Genomic DNA, 18319 nt, shown 5'->3' on the forward strand with positions numbered 1-18319 from the left:
AGGTGGTCTACGTCGACAACGACCCGATCGTGCTGCGGCACGCCCAGGCCCTGCTGACCAGCGCGCCCGAGGGCCGTACCGCGTACCTCCAGGCGGACGTCCGGGAGCCGGAGAAGATCATCGAGGCCGCGCGGGAGATCCTGGACTTCGACGAACCGGTGGCGCTCTCCATGGTCGCCCTGCTGCACCTGGTCCCCGACGAGTACGGCGCCCTCGCCCTGGTCCGCGAGCTGCTCGACCCGCTCCCGGCCGGGAGCCACCTGGTCCTCTCCCACGCCACCGCCGACACCGACCCGGACACCTGGAACGCCGTGGCCGACGTCTACCGGCGGGGCGGTACCCCGGTGGCCGTGCGCTCCCGGGCGGAGTTCGCGGAGTTCCTCTCCGGCCTTGAACTCCTGGACCCGGGCATCGCGTTCGTGAGCGACTGGCGGCCCGACGTCGCAGGGCAGAAGCACGGCGCGAGCCTTCCGCTCTACGCGGCGGTCGGCCGCAAGCCGTAGCGCCGCGGTGGCGCCGCCGTGCGCGCCGGGCGGTGCCCGGCCCGGCGCGCACTCGCCTCACACGCCCGTGACAAGGGAAGATGGGCCCCGAACGTTCGATCACCCGTCGAACGCACCTGGCCGAACAACACCTACACGGAGGAGCGGACTCATGCCGCACGACCGAGCCGGCCGTCTCGCCGGTCCCGAGGACCTTGTCGACGTGGCCCGCCTGGTCACGGCGTACTACGCGCTGCATCCCGACCCGGCGGACCCCGGACAGCGGGTCGCGTTCGGGACCTCGGGACACCGGGGCTCGTCCCTGGCGACGGCCTTCAACGAGGACCACATCGCCGCCACCAGCCAGGCCATCTGCGAGTACCGCGCCGAGCGGGGCATCGACGGCCCGCTGTTCCTCGGCGCCGACACGCACGCCCTCTCCGAGCCCGCGAAGGTCACCGCCCTGGAGGTGTTCGCCGCCAACGGCGTCACCGTCCTGATCGACAGCGAGGACGGCTACACGCCCACCCCCGCCGTCTCCCTCGCGATCCTCACCCACAACCGCGACCGTACGACGGGCCTCGCGGACGGCGTGGTCGTGACGCCCTCGCACAACCCGCCCGCCGACGGCGGCTTCAAGTACAACCCGCCGAACGGCGGCCCGGCCGGCTCGGACGCCACCTCGTGGATCCAGGACCGCGCCAACCAGATCATCGCGGGCGGTCTGAAGGACGTACGCCGCGTCCCGTACGCCCACGCGCTCGCCGCCGACACCACCGGCCGGTACGACTTCCTCGGCGCCTACGTCCGCGACCTGCCCAGCGTGCTGAACCTGGACGCGGTCCGGGACGCCGGGCTGCGCATCGGCGCCGACCCGCTCGGCGGCGCCTCCGTCGCCTACTGGGGCCGGATCGCCGACGAGCACGGCATCGACCTCACCGTGGTCAACCCGCACACCGATCCCACCTGGCGCTTCATGACGCTGGACTGGGACGGCAAGATCCGCATGGACTGCTCCTCGCCGTACGCGATGGCCTCCCTCATCGAGCAGCGCGACCGCTTCGCCCTCGCCACCGGCAACGACGCCGACGCCGACCGGCACGGCATCGTCACCCCGGACGCCGGGCTGATGAACCCCAACCACTACCTCGCGGTCGCCATCGGCTACCTCTACGAGCACCGCGACCAGTGGCCGCAGGCGACCGGCATCGGCAAGACCCTCGTCTCCTCCTCGATGATCGACCGCGTGGCCGCCGACCTCGGCCGCCGTCTGGTCGAAGTCCCGGTCGGCTTCAAGTGGTTCGTGGACGGGCTGCTCAGCGGCGACCTCGGCTTCGGCGGCGAGGAGTCGGCGGGCGCGTCCTTCCTGCGCCGCGACGGCTCGGTGTGGACCACCGACAAGGACGGCATCCTGCTCGCCCTGCTCGCCTCCGAGATCACCGCCGTCACCGGGCGCACCCCCTCCGCGCACTACGCGGACCTCACCGAGCGCTTCGGGGAGCCCGCCTACGCCCGCATCGACGCCCCCGCCACCCGCGAGCAGAAGGCGCTGCTGGCCAAGCTCTCCCCGGCCCAGGTCACCGCCGACACCCTCGCCGGTGAGCCCGTCACCGCCGTCCTCACCGAGGCGCCGGGCAACGGCGCCCCCATCGGCGGCATCAAGGTCACCACCGAGAACGCCTGGTTCGCGGCGCGGCCGTCGGGCACCGAGGACGTGTACAAGGTGTACGCCGAGTCCTTCCTCGGTCCCGACCACCTGGCCCGGGTGCAGGAGGAGGCGCAGGCGGTGGTGCTGGCGGCGCTCGGCGACTGAGCCGTCGCTGACGGGGGCGCGGTGAGGCGGGTTCAGCGCCTGCCGTGCCCCCGCCCCACCGTCTCCAGCACGGCCTGGGCCATCGCCGCCTCGCCGCGCGCGTTGGGGTGCGCCGGGGCGGCGGGCGCGGTCGGACGCAGCGGCTCGATCCAGCGGTCCTCGGGCGCCTTGCACATGTCGTGGCCGACGGTGGGACGGTAGGTGTCGACGTACTCGACCCGGTTCCAGGCCGCGACCAGCCGCAGCATCAGGTTGAGTCGCTTCTCGGTGTCCCGCAGATAGGGGAAGTCGCCGCGCGCGAACGGCACGGCGGGGAAGCAGCCGGTGCCGTCGTCGGGCAGCAGATCCGGATACCCCACGAGCAGGACCCGCGCGTGCGGCGCCCGCGTGTGCACGGCCCGCAGCACCCGGTCGATCTTCGGCGCCGTACGCGCCACGGTCAGCGCCAACTCGTCGTAGCCGGAGGCCCGGTAGGAACGCTCGCAGGGATTGCCGTCCGGCTCCTGCGCGCCGAGCCGGGCACACGCGGTGATGATCGGGCCGAAGCCGACGTCGTTGCCGCCGATCTGCACGGTGACGAGGTCCGTGTCCCGTGTGACCGCGTCGAGTTGAGGCGGATTCGTACCCTGCGCCTGCCACATCTCCGCCGTGGTGGCCCCCGAACAGCTCACGTCGACGAAGCCGTCCACCCGTCTCCGCTCGGCCATGAGCGAGGGGTAGTTCTGATCGGAGCGCGCACAATTCGCGTCCACCTGGCGGGGGATGAGCGGCCCGGAGGTGTAGGAGTCCCCGAGCGCCACATAACGCACCTGCCCGTGCCCGGGATGCGCGGCCGCCGGAACCACCGACCCGGCGACCAGCGCACAACCTCCCAGCACCGCCCCCAGCGCCCCGGTCCATCTCCGTGAAATCCCTTGCTTCCGCGCGCCGTTCGCCATGGAGTCCTCCTCAGCTGACAGACCGTCACTTGCGACCGGGTCTGTATACCGCCGGGTAGGTCCACGGGGCCAGACGCGTGAACACACTTTCCGCACACGGCGTCCCCACCACCGCCTTCTGGCATGAGCAGGTCAGATCTGTCACGCTTGCCCCGGCCGCACCCTCCTCACCGAGGGCGCACCCCGCACGGCCATCGCGCAGCCCCGACCCCACGGCCGCGCCGGCGCACTCCGGCCGGACCCGGTCATCGGCAGGCCGAAACCCCGGCCTTCGCAAAGGAGTAGCGTGTGAGACCCACCCCCCACAAGGCGCTCGGCGGGCTCGCCCTCGCCGCCCTGCTCGCCTTCTCCCTGCCCGCGGGCTCCGCCGCCGCCCGGCCCGCCGAGGCGAAGGCGGCCGCCGCCTGCACCCCGGCCCAGGTCGTCGGCAACGGCGGCTTCGAGAGCGGTACGCCCCCCTGGACCCAGTCCTCCAGCAGCCTGATCACCAGCCGCACCGGGCAGAGCGCGCACGGCGGTTCCGCCTACGCCTGGCTCGGCGGCACCGGCGCCACCCGCACCGACACGCTCACCCAGAGCGTCACCGTCCCCAGCGGCTGCGGCAGCGCCACCCTCAGCTTCTACCTGCACATCGACACCGCCGAGACCACCTCCTCCACCGCCTACGACAAACTGACGGTGAAGCTGGGCGGCACCACCCTCGCGAGCTACTCCAACCTCGACCACGCCAGCGGCTACGTCCGCGAGACGGTCGACGTGTCCTCGTACGCGGGCCGCACCGTGGACCTCGCCTTCACCGGCACCGAGGACTCCAGCCTGAAGACCAGCTTCGTCCTCGACGACATCGCGCTCGACACCGCCGACACGACCACCCCGCCCGCGGGCGACACCGTCCGCACCCCGGCCGCGCCCGACTACACCGTCAGCCTCAGCAGCGACAGCACGGGCACCGTCTGGACCGGCCACGAGAGCGCGACCTTCACCAACGCCTCGGCCGACGCGCTCGGCGAGGTCTACCTGAGGCTCTGGGACAACTACCACGGCACCTGCTCGGCCCCGCCCATCAAGGTCAGCAACGTCACGGGCGGCACGGCGGGCGACCTCTCCGTGGCCTGCACCGCTCTGAAGATCACGCTCCCGCAGCCGCTCGCCGAGGGCCAGTCCGCCACCATCGGCTTCGACCTCGGCATCACCGTGCCCGACGGCGCCGACCGGTTCGGCCACGACGGCGCCTTCAGCTTCATCGGCAACGCCCTGCCCGTCCTCGCCGTACGCGACGGCGCGGGCTGGCACCTGGACCCGTACACCAACAACGGCGAGTCCTTCTACTCCCTGGCCGCCGACTTCAAGGTCACCCTCGACCACCCCAGCTCCCTCCTGGTCCCCGCCACCGGCACCTCCACGGACACCCCCGGCACGAGCGGCCGTACGGTCACCACCGCCACCGCCTCGAAGGTCCGTGACTTCGCCTGGGCGGCCGGGCCGTTCAGCAAGATCTCCGGCACCTCACCCGGCGGCGTCCCGGTGAACGTCTACTCCGTCTCCGGGATCAGCTCCTCCAGCGCCCAGTCGATGCTCAGCACCGCCAAGAGCGCCGTCGACGCCCACGCGGGCCGGTTCGGCGCCTACCCCTACGGCGAGCTGGACGCGGTCATCGACAACAACTTCTGGTTCGGCGGCATGGAGTACCCCGGCTTCGTCCTCGACCTCGTCTCCACCACCGCGCTCACCCACGAGATCGGCCACCAGTGGTGGTACGGCATCGTCGGCGACGACGAGTACACCAGCCCCTGGCTGGACGAGTCCTTCACCGACTACGCCACCGACCTCGCCCAGGGCAAGACCGGCTCGGGCTGCTGGAACAGCGTCTCCTGGGCCTCCAGTGCCGAGAAGATCACCAACTCGATGGCCTACTGGGACACCCACTCCTCGCGCTACTCCACCGTCGTCTACGGCTACGGCAAGTGCGCCCTGCACGACCTGCGCCGCCTGATCGGCGACACCGCCATGACCAAGCTGCTGAAGGACTACGCCACCGCCCACTGGTACGGCGTCTCCACCACCGCCGAGTTCAAGGCCGCCGCCCAGGCCGCCACCACCACCGACCTGACCTCCTTCTGGACCCAGCACCGCATCGACGGCTGACCCTCCGCCGCCCGGCCGGAACCGCCCCCGGCCGGGCACCCGTCGGGCCACCCACATGGCCCAACCCCGGCCCGGCCACCCCTTCGCCCGGCCCAACCCGGCGTGCGGGACGCCCCGATGCCGGGTCAGATGGATCTCGTGCGAAGCGACATACACCTCCTCCGTGGCCGCAGCTCACGCCTGTGCCTCACCGGCGTCCTGTCCGGCCTTCTCCTCTTCCTGTCGCCCCCCGCCGCAGTGTCCGACTCCGGGTGGCGCATCCTTCCGCGCGGCAGCGCCTACATGGGCGTGGGCGTCCGCGCCCACGAACGGGACACCACGTGGTCCGACGACCGCGCCCTGACCACCCGGGCGACCCTCACCGAGGGCGTGGACGTCTCCAGCCACCAGGGCAACGTCGCGTGGAAGACCCTGTGGAACGCGGGCACCCGCTGGGCCTACACCAAGGCGACGGAGGGGACGTACTACAAGAACCCCTACTTCGCCCAGCAGTACAACGGCCCCTACAACGTCGGCATGATCCGCGGCGCGTACCACTTCGCGACCCCCGACACCACGAGCGGCGCCGCCCAGGCGGACTACTTCGTCGACCACGGCGGCGGCTGGTCCCGTGACGGCAGGACGCTGCCCGGCGTGCTCGACATCGAGTGGAACCCCTACGGCGCCTCCTGCTACGGCAAGTCCAAGAGCGGCATGGTCAGCTGGGTCCGCGACTTCCTGAATCGCTACAAGGCCCGCACCGGCCGCGCCGCCGTCGTCTACACCGCCACCGCCTGGTGGACCCAGTGCACCGGCAACTACTCCGGCTTCGGCGCCAACCCCCTGTGGATCGCCCGCTACGCCTCCTCCCCGGGCACCCTCCCGGCCGGCTGGTCGGCGTACACCATGTGGCAGTACACCTCGACCGGCCCGACGGTCGGCGACCACGACAAGTTCAAGGGCTCGACGACCAAGCTGCGTTCCTTCGCGACCGGTTGATCCCGCCGCACCCCGTCTCAATCCGCCGGCCGGCCGGACGCGATGCGACGCGTCCGGCCGGTCAGGGCGTTCTGGGCGGGGGCTTGGTCGCGGGCGGTCCACGCAGGGTGCTCAGCACCGCCCAGACGACCGAGACGAACGGCACCGCCACGACCGCGCCGATCACCCCCGCCACGATGCTGCCCGCGATGACCGACACGGCCACCACCAGCGGATGAAGCCGCACCGCCCAGCTCATCACCAGCGGATGCAGCACATGGCCTTCCAACTGGCCGATGACGACGATGAGGACGAGCACCGCCACCGCGGTGAGCGGACCTCGGGTCGCCAGGGCGACCACCGTGGCCACCCCGAGCGCCACCGGCGAGCCCACCAGCGGCACGAACGCGGCGAAGAACTCCAGGAGCGTCAGCGGCAGCGCGAGCGGCACCCGCAGCGCGAAGAGGGCGATGCCGACGAGCACGGCGTTGGTCCCGGCCACGATGATGATGCCGCGCGTGTACCCGGCGAACGTCCCCCACGCCGCCCGGCCCGCGCGGTCCCACACCGTGCGCGCCCCGCGCGGCAGCACCCGGTCGCGCACCCACTCCCACAGCCGGTCCCCGGAGTGGATGAAGAAGGCGGAGGCGAACAGCGCGAGCGCCCCGCCCGTGACCACCTCCACGACCCGCCCGAGCCCGGCCACCGCACTGCTCAGCAGGGCCGCCCGGTGCGTGGACAGATACTGCGTCACCTCCGCCTGGAGCGCGTTCAGCCGGTCCTGGCTCAGCCGGAACGGCGGCCGCCGCAGCCAGTCCTCGATACGGTGCACCCCGCCCCGGAACTCGTCGCCCAGCTGCGCCGACTCACCGGCCACCGCGTTCCCCACGAGCGCCAGCAGCCCGAGCAGCAGACACAGGCTGCCGACCATGGCGAGCGCGACGGCCAGCGGCCGTGGCATCCAGCGGTCCAGCAGATCCGCGACCGGGCGCAGTACCGAGGTGATGACCATCGCGAGGAACAGCGCCACCGCGATGAGCTGGAAGCGGCCCAGCACACCGAAGATGCCGTAGACCGCGATGCCGACCAGGATGAGCCGCCAGGCGTACGCGGCGGCGATCCGCAGCCACGGCACGGTGAGCTCGGCCGCCGAGACCTTCGGCGCGGTGCGCGAGTGGGAGGGCAGTCGCACGGTGGGGGAGCCGGCCTTGGCGCCGGAAGCCGTGTCGCGCGCCGGGTGACCGGACTTCCCGTGTCTCCTCCACCACCACCCCGCACCGCCCACCACGCGCCCGCCTCGCCTCCGTGCCGCCGAGCCCGACCCTCGGTCACATCTAGAGAAAGGTAAGGGCAAACTGGGTGAAAGGGGACGCGTGACGCGTCCCGGTGCGTCGGGGCGGCGCCCGGCTACTCCTGTGTCGGCAGCCAGTTGCCGCGCAGGCCGAGCGGGACGCGCACCCGTGCGAGCGGGCCGTCCGTTGGGTCCTCGGCCGCGCAGCGCGTGCGCCAGGAACTGGAGCGCGATCCGGTGCGTTCCGCCGTGGTGGCGCGGGATCTGTGCGCGGAGATCGAGGCGTTCCCTGTCAGCCGCCCGGCGCTGCCCCCGGGGTAAGGTCCCGGGCCATGCACCCGGTTCACTGCCTCAGCGCCCGTGTGGAGATACGCGAGCCGACCATCGACGATGTCGACGCCCTGCTTGCGGTCTACGGCAACAGCGTTGCCACCGAGCACCTGTCGTTCGAACCCCGTACGCGCGAGCAGGTCGCGGAGATCGTGGCGCGTTCCATCACGGCGGCGCTGATCACGCCCCGCTCGGAGTACGGGGTCGCCATCATCGACCGGGAGACCGGCCGACTGTGCGGGTTCGGCCGCCTGGCCCTCGATCCGCACCAACAGCGCGCCGCCACTGTCGGCTTCGCGCTGCACCCTGATTGGTGGGGAGCGGGGTACGGACTTGAGGCCGTCCGGCTACTCCTCCGCTTCGGGTTCGACCACTTGGGGCTGCACCGTATCTGGGGAGCCCGGTCACCGCTCAACGTGCCGTCGGCCCGGACCATGACGGCCGCCGGCATGGTCGAGGAGGGCGTCATCCGCGAGCACGTGCTGAAGGGCGGGAAGTGGCGCGACTCCGTGGTGCACGCGATCCTCGACCACGAGTGGGCGTCCCAGGAGAGGTAGTCTGCCCGGCCACCGAGGCGGCGGCCGGGCCGGAACTCGCTTACCTCTCAGGCGTCTTGTGGCCGCCGATGAGCACCTTGGCCATCGGGTCTTCCTGGCCCACGTGGTGCGGCCGGTCGTACACCGTGTTCGCCGTGGTCGAGCCCGGCGCCACCGGCCGCGCCGGTTCCGCTCGACCGGCGGCACACCTGCCTCGACCACCGCTCGACCGGAAGGTGCCGGGAAACCGCGAGATTAGGACAACAGAGTGATTCTCGAATGAGATTTCCGCATGTTTTCCGGCCAATTCGGACCCCGTTCGCCGGAGGCGGAGGAAACGCCGAACCGGTTCTTCACGGCATCGGGAAAATGGACGAACATATCGTCGCATGGACATTTTGCTGGTCGCCAGCGCGTTCAACAGCCTCTGTCAACGGGTCTACGCGGAACTGTCCGATCAGGGTCACACCGTGGACGTCGTCCTCGCCACCCACGGCCCCGAACCGGTCCGCGCGGCCGTCCGCGAGAGGCGCCCCGAGCTGATCGTCGCGCCCATGCTGAAGAGTGCCCTCCCCGAGGACGTGTGGCGGGAACACGTCTGTCTGATCGTGCACCCCGGACCCCCCGGAGACCGCGGCCCCTCCTCCCTGGACTGGGCGATCGCCGAGGACGCCACCCACTGGGGCGTGACCGTCCTCCAGGCCGAGGCCGCCATGGACGCGGGCGTCGTCTGGGCCTCCGAGACCTTCCCCGTGCCCGCCACCGGCAAGAGCGACCTCTACCGCAACGAGGCCGCCGACGCCGCCGCGGCCGCGGTCCGCCTCGCCGTCCGCCGCTACGCCGAGGGCTCCTACAAGCCCCGCCCGCAGACCGGCGACTGGCCCACCGTGGTCTGGCGCGACTACTTCCGCCAGGACCGCCGCCGCGTCGACTGGGCCCACGACGACACCGCCACCGTCCTGCGCAAGCTGCGCGGCGCCGACTCCCAGCCCGGCGTCCTCGACGAACTCCTCGGCCGCGAGGTCTTCCTGCACGGCGGCCACCCCGAGGACCAACTGCGTGGCCGACCGGGCGACTTGATCGCCACCCGCAACGGCGCCGTCTGCCGCGCCACCCGCGACGGCGCCGTGTGGATCCCCGAGCTGCGCCCGCGCAGGAGCACCGGCGACCCCGCCCCCTTCCGCCGCCCCGCCGCCACCGTCCTCGCCTCCTGGACCCCCGAGTACGCGGCCGCGCTCCCCGAGGCGACCGTCCCCCTCGAACTCCCCGGGGACCGGCGCACCTGGTCCGACATCCGCTACCGGCAGCGCGGCGACACCGGCTTCCTGAGCTTCGCCTTCCCCGGCGGCGCCATGAGCACCGACCAGTGCCGCCGCCTGCTCGCCGCCTACGAGTACGCCCTCGCCCGGCCCACCCCCGTGCTGGTCCTCGGCGGCGCCCGCGACTTCTTCTCCAACGGCATCCACCTCAACGTCATCGAGGGCGCCGCCGACCCCGGCGCGGAGTCCCGGGACAACCTCGGCGCCATGGACGACCTCGTGGAGGCCGTCCTGCGCACCACCGACCGGCTGGTGGTCGCCGCGCTCGCCGGGAACGCCGCCGCCGGGGGCGCCATGCTCGCCCTCGCCGCCGACGAGGTGTGGTGCCGCACCGGCGCCGTCCTCAACCCGCACTACCGGCGGATGGGCCTGTACGGCTCCGAGTACTGGACCTACAGCCTGCCGCGCCGCGCCGGTGAGGTCACCGCGCACCGCCTGACCACCGAGGCACTTCCGGTCAGCGCCGAACAGGCCGCCCGGCTCGGCCTGGTGGACCGCCTGGTGCCCACCGGCGCCGGGGAGTTCGCCCCCGCCGTCGAGATCATGGCCGCCGGCCTCGCCGCGAGCCCCGGCCTCGCCGCCCGCATCACCGCCAAGTCCGCCGCCCGCCGCGCCGACGAGGAACGACGGCCACTCGCGGAGTACCGGCGCGACGAACTCGCCCGGATGCACGCCATCTTCGCCGACCCCACCGCGCCCTACCACGCGCTGCGCTCGGCGTTCGTCCGTAAACAGCCCTCGGCCTCCGTACGGCCGCTCGTCACCGAGGGGGCCTCGTGAACAGCGCCACCGAACGGCTCCTCGTGGCCGGAGTCGGCAACATCTTCCTCGCCGACGACGCCTTCGGCCCCGAGGTGATCCGCGCTTTGGAGGAGCGCCCGCTGCCCGGCGGGGTCACCGTGCGGGACTTCGGCATCCGGGGCATGGACCTCGCCTACACCCTGCTCGACGGCTGCGCGACCGCCGTCCTGGTCGACACCGCGCAGCGCGGGCATCCGCCCGGCACCCTGTCCCTGATCGAGGCCGAGCCCCCCGACGACACCACCGTGCCCGAGGCTCATGGCATGGACCCGCAGAAGGTGCTCGCCCTCGCCGCCCACCTGGGCGACGAACCGCTGCCCCGCGTCCTCGTCCTGGCCTGCGAGCCCGCCGTGCTGCCGCGCGGTGACGAGGACATCGCCCCCGGCCTCAGCGACCCCGTGCGCGAGGCCGTCGGCCGGGCCGTCGACGCCCTGCACGTCCTCGTGCCCGTCCTGCTGGCCGACCCGGCCGCACCCGCGCCCCCGTTGGGCCGCCCGATGGAATCCGGGCCCCCGCACGCGGCTGCGCTGCCCGCCCTCGCGGCCGAGGGCGCCGAAGATCGGTGAGAGCCCGGGCCGTGCCCGACACGGCCCGGCGACCGTTCTTCCCGCCACCCGAGGAGCTGCGCCATGTGCGAGGCCGATCTCAGACAGGCCGTCCTGGCCAAGAACGACGACCTCGCCGCGCGGCTGCGCGACGACCTCGCCCGGCAGGGCGTCACCGTCGTCAACCTGCTCTCCAGCCCCGGCAGCGGCAAGACCGAACTCCTCGGCCGCGTCCTCGCCCGCGCCGTCGAACGGGGCGTCCCGGTGGCCGCCCTCACCGCCGACCTCGCCACCGAGAACGACGCCGTACGCCTCGCCCGCTCCGGCGCCCCCGTCCAGCAGCTCCTCACCGACGGGCTCTGCCACCTGGAGGCCGCCCAGGTCCGCGACCGGCTCACCGGCTGGCTCCCGCCGGACACCCGCGCCCTCTTCGTCGAGAACGTCGGCAACCTCGTCTGCCCCGCCTCCTACGACCTCGGCGAGACCCTGCGCATCGCCCTCATGGCCGTCACCGAGGGCGAGGACAAACCGCTGAAGTACCCCACCGCCTTCGGCTCCGCCCACCTCGTCGTCATCACCAAGACCGACCTCGCGGAGCCGGCCGGCTTCGACGAGGACGCCTTCCGGGCGAACGTCCACCGGGTCAACCCGGGGGTGGAGATCGTCCGCTCGTGCGCCCGGAGCGGGGACGGGGTGGACGCGCTCCTTGAGTACGTCCTCTCGGCGCCCGACGCCGTGTTGCACCGGCCGCCTCTCGCACCCGGACCGCACGGGCACGGGCACGGACACAGTCACGGTCATGGTGATGGTCCCGACGGGGCGCACAGCCACGGTCCCGTCACCGCCGCCGCGCCCCGTTCATGACCGCCCCGGCGACCGGTACGGTCCGCCGACGCCTCACCGTGCGCGGCACGGTACAGGGCGTCGGCTTCCGGCCCCATGTGCACCGGCTCGCCGACGGCCTCGCGCTCGCCGGATATGTGAGCAACACCGGTGACGGGGTCGTCATCGAGGTCGAGGGGCCCGAGGACGGCGTCGGCCGGTTCTGCGCCCTGCTGGCCGAACAGCCGCCGCCGCTCGCCCGGGTGACCGGCATCGGCCACGAGGACCTCCCCGCCACCGGGACCACCGAGCCGTTCACCATCCGCCCCACCGACTCCCCCGAGGGCCGTACCCAGCTCCCGCCCGACACCGCCACCTGCGCCGACTGTCTGCGCGAACTGGCCACCCCCGCCGACCGCCGCCACCGGCACCCCTTCGCCACCTGCACCCACTGCGGCCCCCGCTTCACCATCGCCACGGCGATGCCCTACGACCGCGCCGCCACCACCATGGCGGGCTTCCCGATGTGCCCGGCCTGCGCCCGCGAGTACGGCGACCCCGCCGACCGGCGCTTCCACGCCCAGCCCGTCGCCTGCCCCGACTGCGGGCCGGAGCTGACCCTGGTCCCGGCCCCCGGCACCCCGATCCGCCCCGCGCGCGGCGCCGACGCCCTGGCCGGGGCACGCGAACTGCTCGGCGCGGGCCGGATCGTCGCCGTCAAGGGTCTCGGTGGCTACCACCTGGCCTGCGACGCCACCGACGCCGAAGCCGTCGCCACCCTGCGCCGCCGCAAGGAGCGCGGGGGCAAGGCGTTCGCGGTCATGTGCGCCGACCTCGCCACCGCCGAACGCCTCGCGGTCCTCTCCGACGCCGAACGCGCCGCGCTCACCGGCCCGTCGCGCCCCATCGTGCTGCTGCGCGCGCGAACGACGGCCAGTGGTCCCCGTCCGGCCCAAGAGGTGTGCCCCGGCAGCCCGCACATCGGCGTCCTGCTGCCCTACACCCCCGTGCACACCCTGCTCTTCGGGCTCCCCGGCGATCCTCCAGGACCGCGCGTCCTGGTCATGACCAGCGGCAACCGCTCCGGCGAGCCCATCATCACCGACGACGCCGAGGCGCTGATCAGGCTCGCCGGACTGGCCGACGCCTGGCTCACCCACGACCGGCCCATCGCCTCCCCCTGCGACGACTCCCTGGTGCGGGTGCGCGCCGACGGCACCACGCAGGTCCTGCGCCGCTCGCGCGGGTACGTCCCGCGCCCGCTGACCCTCCCGGTGCCCGTGCGGCCCGCGCTCGCGGTCGGCGGCGACCTGAAGAACGCCCTCTGTCTCGGCGAGGGCGACCAGGCGTGGTTCGGCCCGCACATCGGGGACATGGGCGACCTGGTCACCCTGGAGGCGGCCCGCCGCGCCGAGACCCACCTCGCCACCCTCACCGGTGTCACCCCGGAACTCGTCGCCGCCGACCGGCACCCCGGCTACCACTCCACCGCCCACGCCCGCCGCCGGGCCGCCGAGGCGGGGCTGCCCGACCCCGTGCTGGTCCAGCACCACCACGCCCACATCGCCTCCGCCATGGCCGAGCACGGCCTCGACGGCACGACCCCCGTGATCGGCGTCGCCTTCGACGGCACCGGGTACGGCGACGACGGCACGGTGTGGGGCGGCGAGATCCTGCTCGCCGACTACACCGGGTACCGGCGCCTGGCCCACCTCACCCCGGCCCCGCTGCCCGGCGGCGACGCGGGCGTGGCCAACCCGTGCCGCCTCGCGCTGGCCCGGCTGTGGGCGGCGGGCCTGGAGTGGACGCCGGACCTGCCGAGCGTCCTGGCCTGCGCCCCGGACGAACTCGCCGTACTAAAACAGCAGTTGACCCGGCAGGTGAACTGCGTACCCACCTCCAGCATGGGCCGCCTCTTCGACGCCGTGGCCTCCCTCGTCGGCGCCTGCCATCGCGCCGGGCACGAGGCGCAGGCCGCCCTGACGCTGGAGGCGCTCGCGACCAGGGCCCGGGACGCGGACCCGGTGGCGTACCCCTTCGGGATCGGGGCGGGCCCGCCGGACGGCTGGCGGCTGGACCCCGCGCCCCTGCTCCGGACCCTGGTCGACGACGTGCGCCGGGGCGTCCCGGCGCCGGTCATGGCGGCCCGCTTCCATCGGGGCGTGGCCCGCGCGGTCGCCGAGGTGTGCCGTCGTGCCCGTGCCGCCACCGGCCTGACCGTCACGGCCCTCACCGGGGGCGTCTTCGCCAACGCCCTGCTGGAGGAGGAGAGCGCCGCCCTGCTCACGGCGGACGGGTTCACCGTCCTGCGGCACGGCGAGGTGCCGCCGGGCGACGGCGGACTGGCGCTCGGACAGCTCATGGTCGCCGCGCACACGGCACGGCCATGGCGAGCCCGCTGACCCGCGGCTCGGCACACGACGACGAGACGGAGTGACCCATGTGTCTTGCAGTGCCCGGCAAGGTCGTGGCCATCGACGATGGCGCCGACCCGCGCACCGGGATGATCGACTTCGGCGGGGTGCAGAAACAGGCGTGCCTGGAGTATCTGCCCGATGTCCAGGTGGGGGAGTACGTCATCGTCCACGTCGGCTTCGCCCTCCAGAAGCTCGACGAGGAGTCCGCGCGGGCCTCGCTCGAACTCTTCGAGCAACTCGGCCTGCTGGAAGAGGAGTTCGGTGACGCCTGGGAGCAGGCGGAGCGCCAGGGAAGCGGGAGCGAGAACCGGTGAAGTACATCGAGGAGTTCAACGACCCGGCGCTGGCCCGCCGTCTGCTCGACGAGATCCGCGCCACCGCCACCCGGCCCTGGGCCCTGATGGAGGTCTGCGGCGGCCAGACCCACTCCATCATCCGGCACGGCATCGACCAACTCCTGCCGGAGGAAGTCGAGTTGATCCATGGGCCGGGCTGTCCGGTGTGTGTCACGCCGCTCGACGTCATCGACAAGGCGCTCGCCATCGCCGCCCGCCCCGACGTCGTCTTCTGCTCCTTCGGCGACATGCTGCGCGTGCCCGGCACCGACCGCGACCTGTTCCGGGTCAAGAGCGAGGGCGGCGACGTCCGCGTGGTCTACTCCCCGCTCGACGCGCTCGACCTCGCGCGCCGCAACCCCGACCGCCAAGTGGTGTTCTTCGCCATCGGGTTCGAGACCACCGCGCCCGCCAACGCCATGGCCGTCCACCAGGCCCGCCGCCTCGGCCTGGACAACTTCAGCCTGCTCGTCTCCCACGTGCGCGTCCCCCCGGCCATCGAGGCGATCATGACCGCCCCCGAGTGCCGGGTGCAGGGATTCCTCGCCGCCGGGCACGTGTGCAGTGTGATGGGCACCGAGGAGTACCCGGAGCTGGCCGCACGGCACAAGGTGCCGATGGTCGTCACCGGCTTCGAACCCCTCGACATCCTGGAGGGCATCCGCCGCGCCGTCCACCAACTGGAGCGCGGCGAGCACCGGGTGGAGAACGCCTACGCCCGCGCCGTCCGCGAGGAGGGCAACCCCGCCGCCCGGCGCATGATCGAGGACGTCTTCGAGGTCACCGACCGCAACTGGCGCGGCATCGGCCGCATCCCGGCCAGCGGCTGGCGACTGTCCGAGGCGTTCCGGGCGTACGACGCCGAGCACCGCTTCGACGTCACCGGCATCCGCACCGAGGAACCCGCCGTCTGCCGGGCCGGAGAAGTCCTCCAGGGCCTCATCAAGCCCACCGAGTGCGAGGCGTTCGGTACCGCCTGCACCCCGCGCACCCCGCTCGGCGCCACCATGGTCTCCAGCGAGGGCGCCTGCGCCGCGTACTACCTGTACCGGCGGATGGCCGGCGCCCCGGTGCCGTCCGGCTCGCGCATCCCCCGAGAGGAGATGAACCCCGTTGGCTGACCTCGCCACCGAGGCAACCGTCGATCCCGCCAACTGGTCCTGCCCCGCCCCTCTTCGTGACCAGGGCGTCGTCGTCATGGGCCACGGCGGGGGCGGTGCCCTCTCCGCCGAGCTGATGGAGCAGGTCTTCGCCCCGGCCTACGGCAACCCCGTCCTGGCCGCGCTCACCGACTCCGCCGTCCTCCAACTCGGCGGCGCCAGGCTGGCGTTCTCCACCGACTCCTATGTGGTGCGCCCGCTGTTCTTCCCCGGCGGCTGCCTCGGCGACCTCGCGGTCAACGGCACCGTCAACGACCTCGCGATGAGCGGGGCTCAACCCGCCTATCTCTCCACCGCGTTCGTCCTGGAGGAGGGCGTCGGGCTCGACGTCGTCGCACGGATCGCCCGCGCCGTCGGCACCGCCGCCGAGGCGGCCGGGGTCACCGTCGCCACCGGCGACACCAAAGTGGTCGAGTCCGGACACGGCGACGGCGTCTACGTCACCACCGCGGGCGTCGGTCTCGTCCCCGACGGCGTCGACATCCGCCCCCAGCGCGCCCGCCCCGGCGACGCGGTGATCGTCAGCGGCCCGATCGGGCTGCACGGGGTCGCCGTGATGAGCGTGCGCGAGGGCCTGGAGTTCGGCGTCGAGATCGCCTCCGACACCGCGCCGCTCGCCGGGCTCGTCTCCACCATGCTCGACGTCACCCCGGACCTGCACGTCCTGCGCGACCCCACCCGGGGCGGCCTCGGCGCCGCCCTCAACGAGATCGCCCGCGCCTCCGGCACCGGTGTACGGGTCACCGAGCGGGCCGTACCCGTCCCCGACGAGGTGGCCAACGCCTGCGGGTTCCTCGGCCTCGACCCGTTCTACGTCGCCAACGAGGGCAGGCTCGTCGCCTTCGTACCCCGCGAGCACGCCGACGCGGTGCTCGCCACTATGCGCGCCCACCCGCAGGGCGCTGGGGCCGCGCTGATCGGGGAGTGCGTGGCCGAACACCCCGGGATGGTCACGGTCGCCACGGGACTCGGTGGTACCCGTGTCCTCGACCTGCCGCTCGGGGAGCAGTTGCCGCGCATCTGCTGAGCCGGGCGAATGAAGAGAGGGGCCCACCGCGCAAGGTGGGCCCCTCTCTTCATGCACGGTCCCTCAGGGCACCGGTTCCACCGCCGTGATCTCCAACTCCCGCCCGCTGCGCAGGTCCTGTGAGGGCTGATCGCAGCGCGGGCACCAGAAGAACGGCGGCATTCCCACCGCGAACTCCTCGGTGCACGGAGCGCACCAGGCCACCGCGGTCACCTGCTCCACCACGAGCCGGGCCGAGGAGAGGGGGGTGCCGTCGCGTGCCACCTCGAAGGCGAAGTGCAGCGCGTCCGGTACCACCCCGGCCAGCTCACCGACCCGGACCGTCACCGAGGAGACGTCCCCGCCGCCGTCGGCGCGGGCGATCTCCCCGGCGCGTTCCACGATCGCGGTCGCGATCGACAGCTCGTGCACGGCGGCCTCAGGGGTAGCGGTGGCCCGCGCCCAGGCCCCCGGTCATGCGGTAGATCTTGAGCTCCCGCACCATGCCGGGGATCTCCTTGACGAGGAGGACCAGCGTCAGCCCGGCCAGCAGGGCGGCCTGTGCGATCAGCACCTGCCTGCCCGAGACCAGGGGCTTCGCCGCCTCGTCCGCTCCGACGTGCTTCATGGCACTCACTTCCTGCTCTCTCATCCCGGGGGAATGTTCGGCATGACGTCCAGCAGCGCGTTGTGCTGCTTGGAGCGGACACCGGTGGAGCGGCGCGCGTCGGCGGTGCCGTCCTCGTGGTGCCCGGTCTGCTCCTGATAGGGGCCCTCGTTGCCCTGGTGCAGGCCCGGCACATGCGTCGGCGTGTCCGGCTTGACCTGCGGGCGGCCCACTCTGATCTTGCCCATGACGGTCTCCTCTCTGGGCTTCACGGACGCTCGGTGAGCTCCGCGAAGAACCGTTCGACGGCCGGCCAGACCCGGCCGCCGCCGGACAGCCCCCGCCACTCCTCGCGGACCAGGGAGACCATCCGGAAGCAGTCGTCGATCGGTACGATCCAGTGTTCCTCGTGTCCGCGCACCGTGTTGATCAGCAGCGCCTCCACGTCGGGCGTCATACCGGCCAGCGCCGGAACCGACTCGGCCAGACCGTGCCAGGCGGCCGCGTCGATCTCCCAGCGCATCGCCCCGGCCGGGCTCGGCCCCTCGGCGGTCACCGAGCCGTCCGCCCGGGGCACGAAGAACACCAGGCCCACCGGTACACCGAGCACCGCCGTGTCCACCGGCGCGAGCCGCACCCGGCGGCGGCGCACGAGCCGGTAGCGGCCCCCGCCCGCGCCGTCGTCGGCGAACAGCACCGAGCAGGGGCGGCACACACAGCGCAGCCCGTCGGCCTCCGCCTCGTACAGATGGGCGTGCTCCTCGGCGACGGGCGCCGCGCACAGCTCGCACGCCTCGGCCGCCGCCGTACGGCCC

18 protein-coding genes are annotated in these 18319 nt (G+C 73.0%); 12 read left to right on the forward strand and 6 right to left on the reverse strand.

Features of this window, described 5'->3' with window-relative positions; all coding sequences use genetic code 11:
• Together GTW40_RS31930 and pgm are read left to right on the forward strand one after the other, a co-directional pair.
• Positions 1-503 (forward strand): SAM-dependent methyltransferase (locus GTW40_RS31930; protein WP_202486698.1); only part of this gene is annotated, 503 nt, incomplete at its 5' end.
• A 151-nt stretch (positions 504-654) separates the two neighbouring features.
• A complete protein-coding gene (pgm, locus tag GTW40_RS31935; protein ID WP_161183618.1) occupies positions 655-2295 on the forward strand; it encodes a phosphoglucomutase (alpha-D-glucose-1,6-bisphosphate-dependent) in 1641 nt (546 codons plus the stop codon).
• 32 nt (positions 2296-2327) lie between these two features.
• On the opposite strand, the gene GTW40_RS31940 is transcribed toward pgm, so the two are convergent.
• Positions 2328-3233, reverse strand: coding sequence for an SGNH/GDSL hydrolase family protein (locus GTW40_RS31940; protein ID WP_161183619.1), 906 nt, complete (start codon positions 3231-3233; stop codon positions 2328-2330).
• Between the two features lie 288 nt (positions 3234-3521).
• Here GTW40_RS31940 and GTW40_RS31945 point away from each other — a divergent pair, with 288 nt between their 5' ends.
• Complete coding sequence (locus GTW40_RS31945) at positions 3522-5378, forward strand: M1 family aminopeptidase (RefSeq protein WP_161183620.1); 1857 nt, start codon at positions 3522-3524, stop codon at positions 5376-5378.
• Between the two features lie 129 nt (positions 5379-5507).
• Positions 5508-6356, forward strand: coding sequence for a lysozyme (locus GTW40_RS31950; protein WP_161183621.1), 849 nt, complete (start codon positions 5508-5510; stop codon positions 6354-6356).
• Between the two features lie 61 nt (positions 6357-6417).
• Here the strand turns inward: GTW40_RS31950 and GTW40_RS31955 are convergent, their stop codons facing one another.
• Positions 6418-7527, reverse strand: coding sequence for an AI-2E family transporter (locus tag GTW40_RS31955; RefSeq protein WP_161183622.1), 1110 nt, complete (start codon positions 7525-7527; stop codon positions 6418-6420).
• A gap of 431 nt (positions 7528-7958) precedes the next feature.
• Here GTW40_RS31955 and GTW40_RS31960 point away from each other — a divergent pair, with 431 nt between their 5' ends.
• The 8 genes from GTW40_RS31960 to hypE all read left to right on the forward strand — a co-directional run bounded on the left by GTW40_RS31960 (position 7959) and on the right by hypE (position 16918).
• A complete protein-coding gene (locus GTW40_RS31960) occupies positions 7959-8513 on the forward strand; it encodes a GNAT family protein (RefSeq protein ID WP_161183623.1) in 555 nt (184 codons plus the stop codon).
• Between the two features lie 368 nt (positions 8514-8881).
• The gene (locus GTW40_RS31965) at positions 8882-10591 is read left to right on the forward strand and encodes an enoyl-CoA hydratase-related protein (protein WP_161183624.1); all 1710 of its coding nucleotides are present in this window, start codon (positions 8882-8884) and stop codon (positions 10589-10591) included.
• A complete protein-coding gene (locus tag GTW40_RS31970) occupies positions 10588-11178 on the forward strand; it encodes a hydrogenase maturation protease (protein WP_161183625.1) in 591 nt (196 codons plus the stop codon). The genes GTW40_RS31965 and GTW40_RS31970 overlap by 4 nt, the downstream gene beginning before the upstream one ends.
• A gap of 63 nt (positions 11179-11241) precedes the next feature.
• The gene (gene hypB / locus GTW40_RS31975; RefSeq protein ID WP_161183626.1) at positions 11242-12021 is read left to right on the forward strand and encodes a hydrogenase nickel incorporation protein HypB; all 780 of its coding nucleotides are present in this window, start codon (positions 11242-11244) and stop codon (positions 12019-12021) included.
• Entirely contained in the window at positions 12018-14381 is a 2364-nt protein-coding gene (hypF, locus tag GTW40_RS31980; protein WP_161183627.1) for a carbamoyltransferase HypF, read from the forward strand. Before hypB ends, hypF begins: the two co-directional genes overlap by 4 nt.
• A 38-nt stretch (positions 14382-14419) precedes the next feature.
• The gene (locus tag GTW40_RS31985) at positions 14420-14710 is read left to right on the forward strand and encodes a HypC/HybG/HupF family hydrogenase formation chaperone (RefSeq protein ID WP_161183628.1); all 291 of its coding nucleotides are present in this window, start codon (positions 14420-14422) and stop codon (positions 14708-14710) included.
• The gene (hypD, locus tag GTW40_RS31990) at positions 14707-15852 is read left to right on the forward strand and encodes a hydrogenase formation protein HypD (RefSeq protein ID WP_161183629.1); all 1146 of its coding nucleotides are present in this window, start codon (positions 14707-14709) and stop codon (positions 15850-15852) included. The genes GTW40_RS31985 and hypD overlap by 4 nt, the downstream gene beginning before the upstream one ends.
• A complete protein-coding gene (hypE, locus tag GTW40_RS31995; protein WP_161183630.1) occupies positions 15845-16918 on the forward strand; it encodes a hydrogenase expression/formation protein HypE in 1074 nt (357 codons plus the stop codon). Before hypD ends, hypE begins: the two co-directional genes overlap by 8 nt.
• 63 nt (positions 16919-16981) lie before the next feature.
• Here the strand turns inward: hypE and hypA are convergent, their stop codons facing one another.
• The 4 genes from hypA to GTW40_RS32015 form a co-directional block, all read right to left on the reverse strand.
• On the reverse strand, positions 16982-17329 hold the full coding sequence (gene hypA, locus GTW40_RS32000; RefSeq protein ID WP_161183631.1) for a hydrogenase maturation nickel metallochaperone HypA: 348 nt from the start codon (positions 17327-17329) through the stop codon (positions 16982-16984).
• 7 nt (positions 17330-17336) lie between these two features.
• Positions 17337-17525 carry a hypothetical protein gene (locus tag GTW40_RS32005; RefSeq protein WP_161183632.1) on the reverse strand — a complete coding sequence of 63 codons (189 nt, stop codon included), beginning with the start codon at positions 17523-17525 and terminating at the stop codon, positions 17337-17339.
• 20 nt (positions 17526-17545) lie between these two features.
• A complete protein-coding gene (locus GTW40_RS32010) occupies positions 17546-17752 on the reverse strand; it encodes a hypothetical protein (RefSeq protein WP_161183633.1) in 207 nt (68 codons plus the stop codon).
• Between the two features lie 20 nt (positions 17753-17772).
• Positions 17773-18319: DUF5947 family protein (locus GTW40_RS32015; RefSeq protein WP_161183634.1), on the reverse strand; the 547-nt coding region annotated here is incomplete at its 5' end.

Source organism: Streptomyces sp. SID4985, assembly GCF_009863025.1.
Lineage (GTDB): Bacteria > Actinomycetota > Actinomycetes > Streptomycetales > Streptomycetaceae > Streptomyces.

Excerpts from the sequence above, each read along its gene's own strand:
- GTW40_RS31950 (WP_161183621.1), top strand. The coding sequence starts at position 5,508 with ATGGATCTCGTGCGAAGCGACATACACCTCCTCCGTGGCCGCAGCTCA.
- hypB (WP_161183626.1), top strand. The coding sequence starts at position 11,242 with ATGTGCGAGGCCGATCTCAGACAGGCCGTCCTGGCCAAGAACGACGAC.
- GTW40_RS31965 (WP_161183624.1), top strand. The coding sequence starts at position 8,882 with ATGGACATTTTGCTGGTCGCCAGCGCGTTCAACAGCCTCTGTCAACGG.
- hypF (WP_161183627.1), top strand. The coding sequence starts at position 12,018 with ATGACCGCCCCGGCGACCGGTACGGTCCGCCGACGCCTCACCGTGCGC.
- GTW40_RS32010 (WP_161183633.1), bottom strand. The coding sequence starts at position 17,752 with ATGGGCAAGATCAGAGTGGGCCGCCCGCAGGTCAAGCCGGACACGCCG.
- GTW40_RS31940 (WP_161183619.1), bottom strand. The coding sequence starts at position 3,233 with ATGGCGAACGGCGCGCGGAAGCAAGGGATTTCACGGAGATGGACCGGG.
- GTW40_RS32005 (WP_161183632.1), bottom strand. The coding sequence starts at position 17,525 with ATGAAGCACGTCGGAGCGGACGAGGCGGCGAAGCCCCTGGTCTCGGGC.
- pgm (WP_161183618.1), top strand. The coding sequence starts at position 655 with ATGCCGCACGACCGAGCCGGCCGTCTCGCCGGTCCCGAGGACCTTGTC.
- GTW40_RS31960 (WP_161183623.1), top strand. The coding sequence starts at position 7,959 with ATGCACCCGGTTCACTGCCTCAGCGCCCGTGTGGAGATACGCGAGCCG.
- GTW40_RS31985 (WP_161183628.1), top strand. The coding sequence starts at position 14,420 with ATGTGTCTTGCAGTGCCCGGCAAGGTCGTGGCCATCGACGATGGCGCC.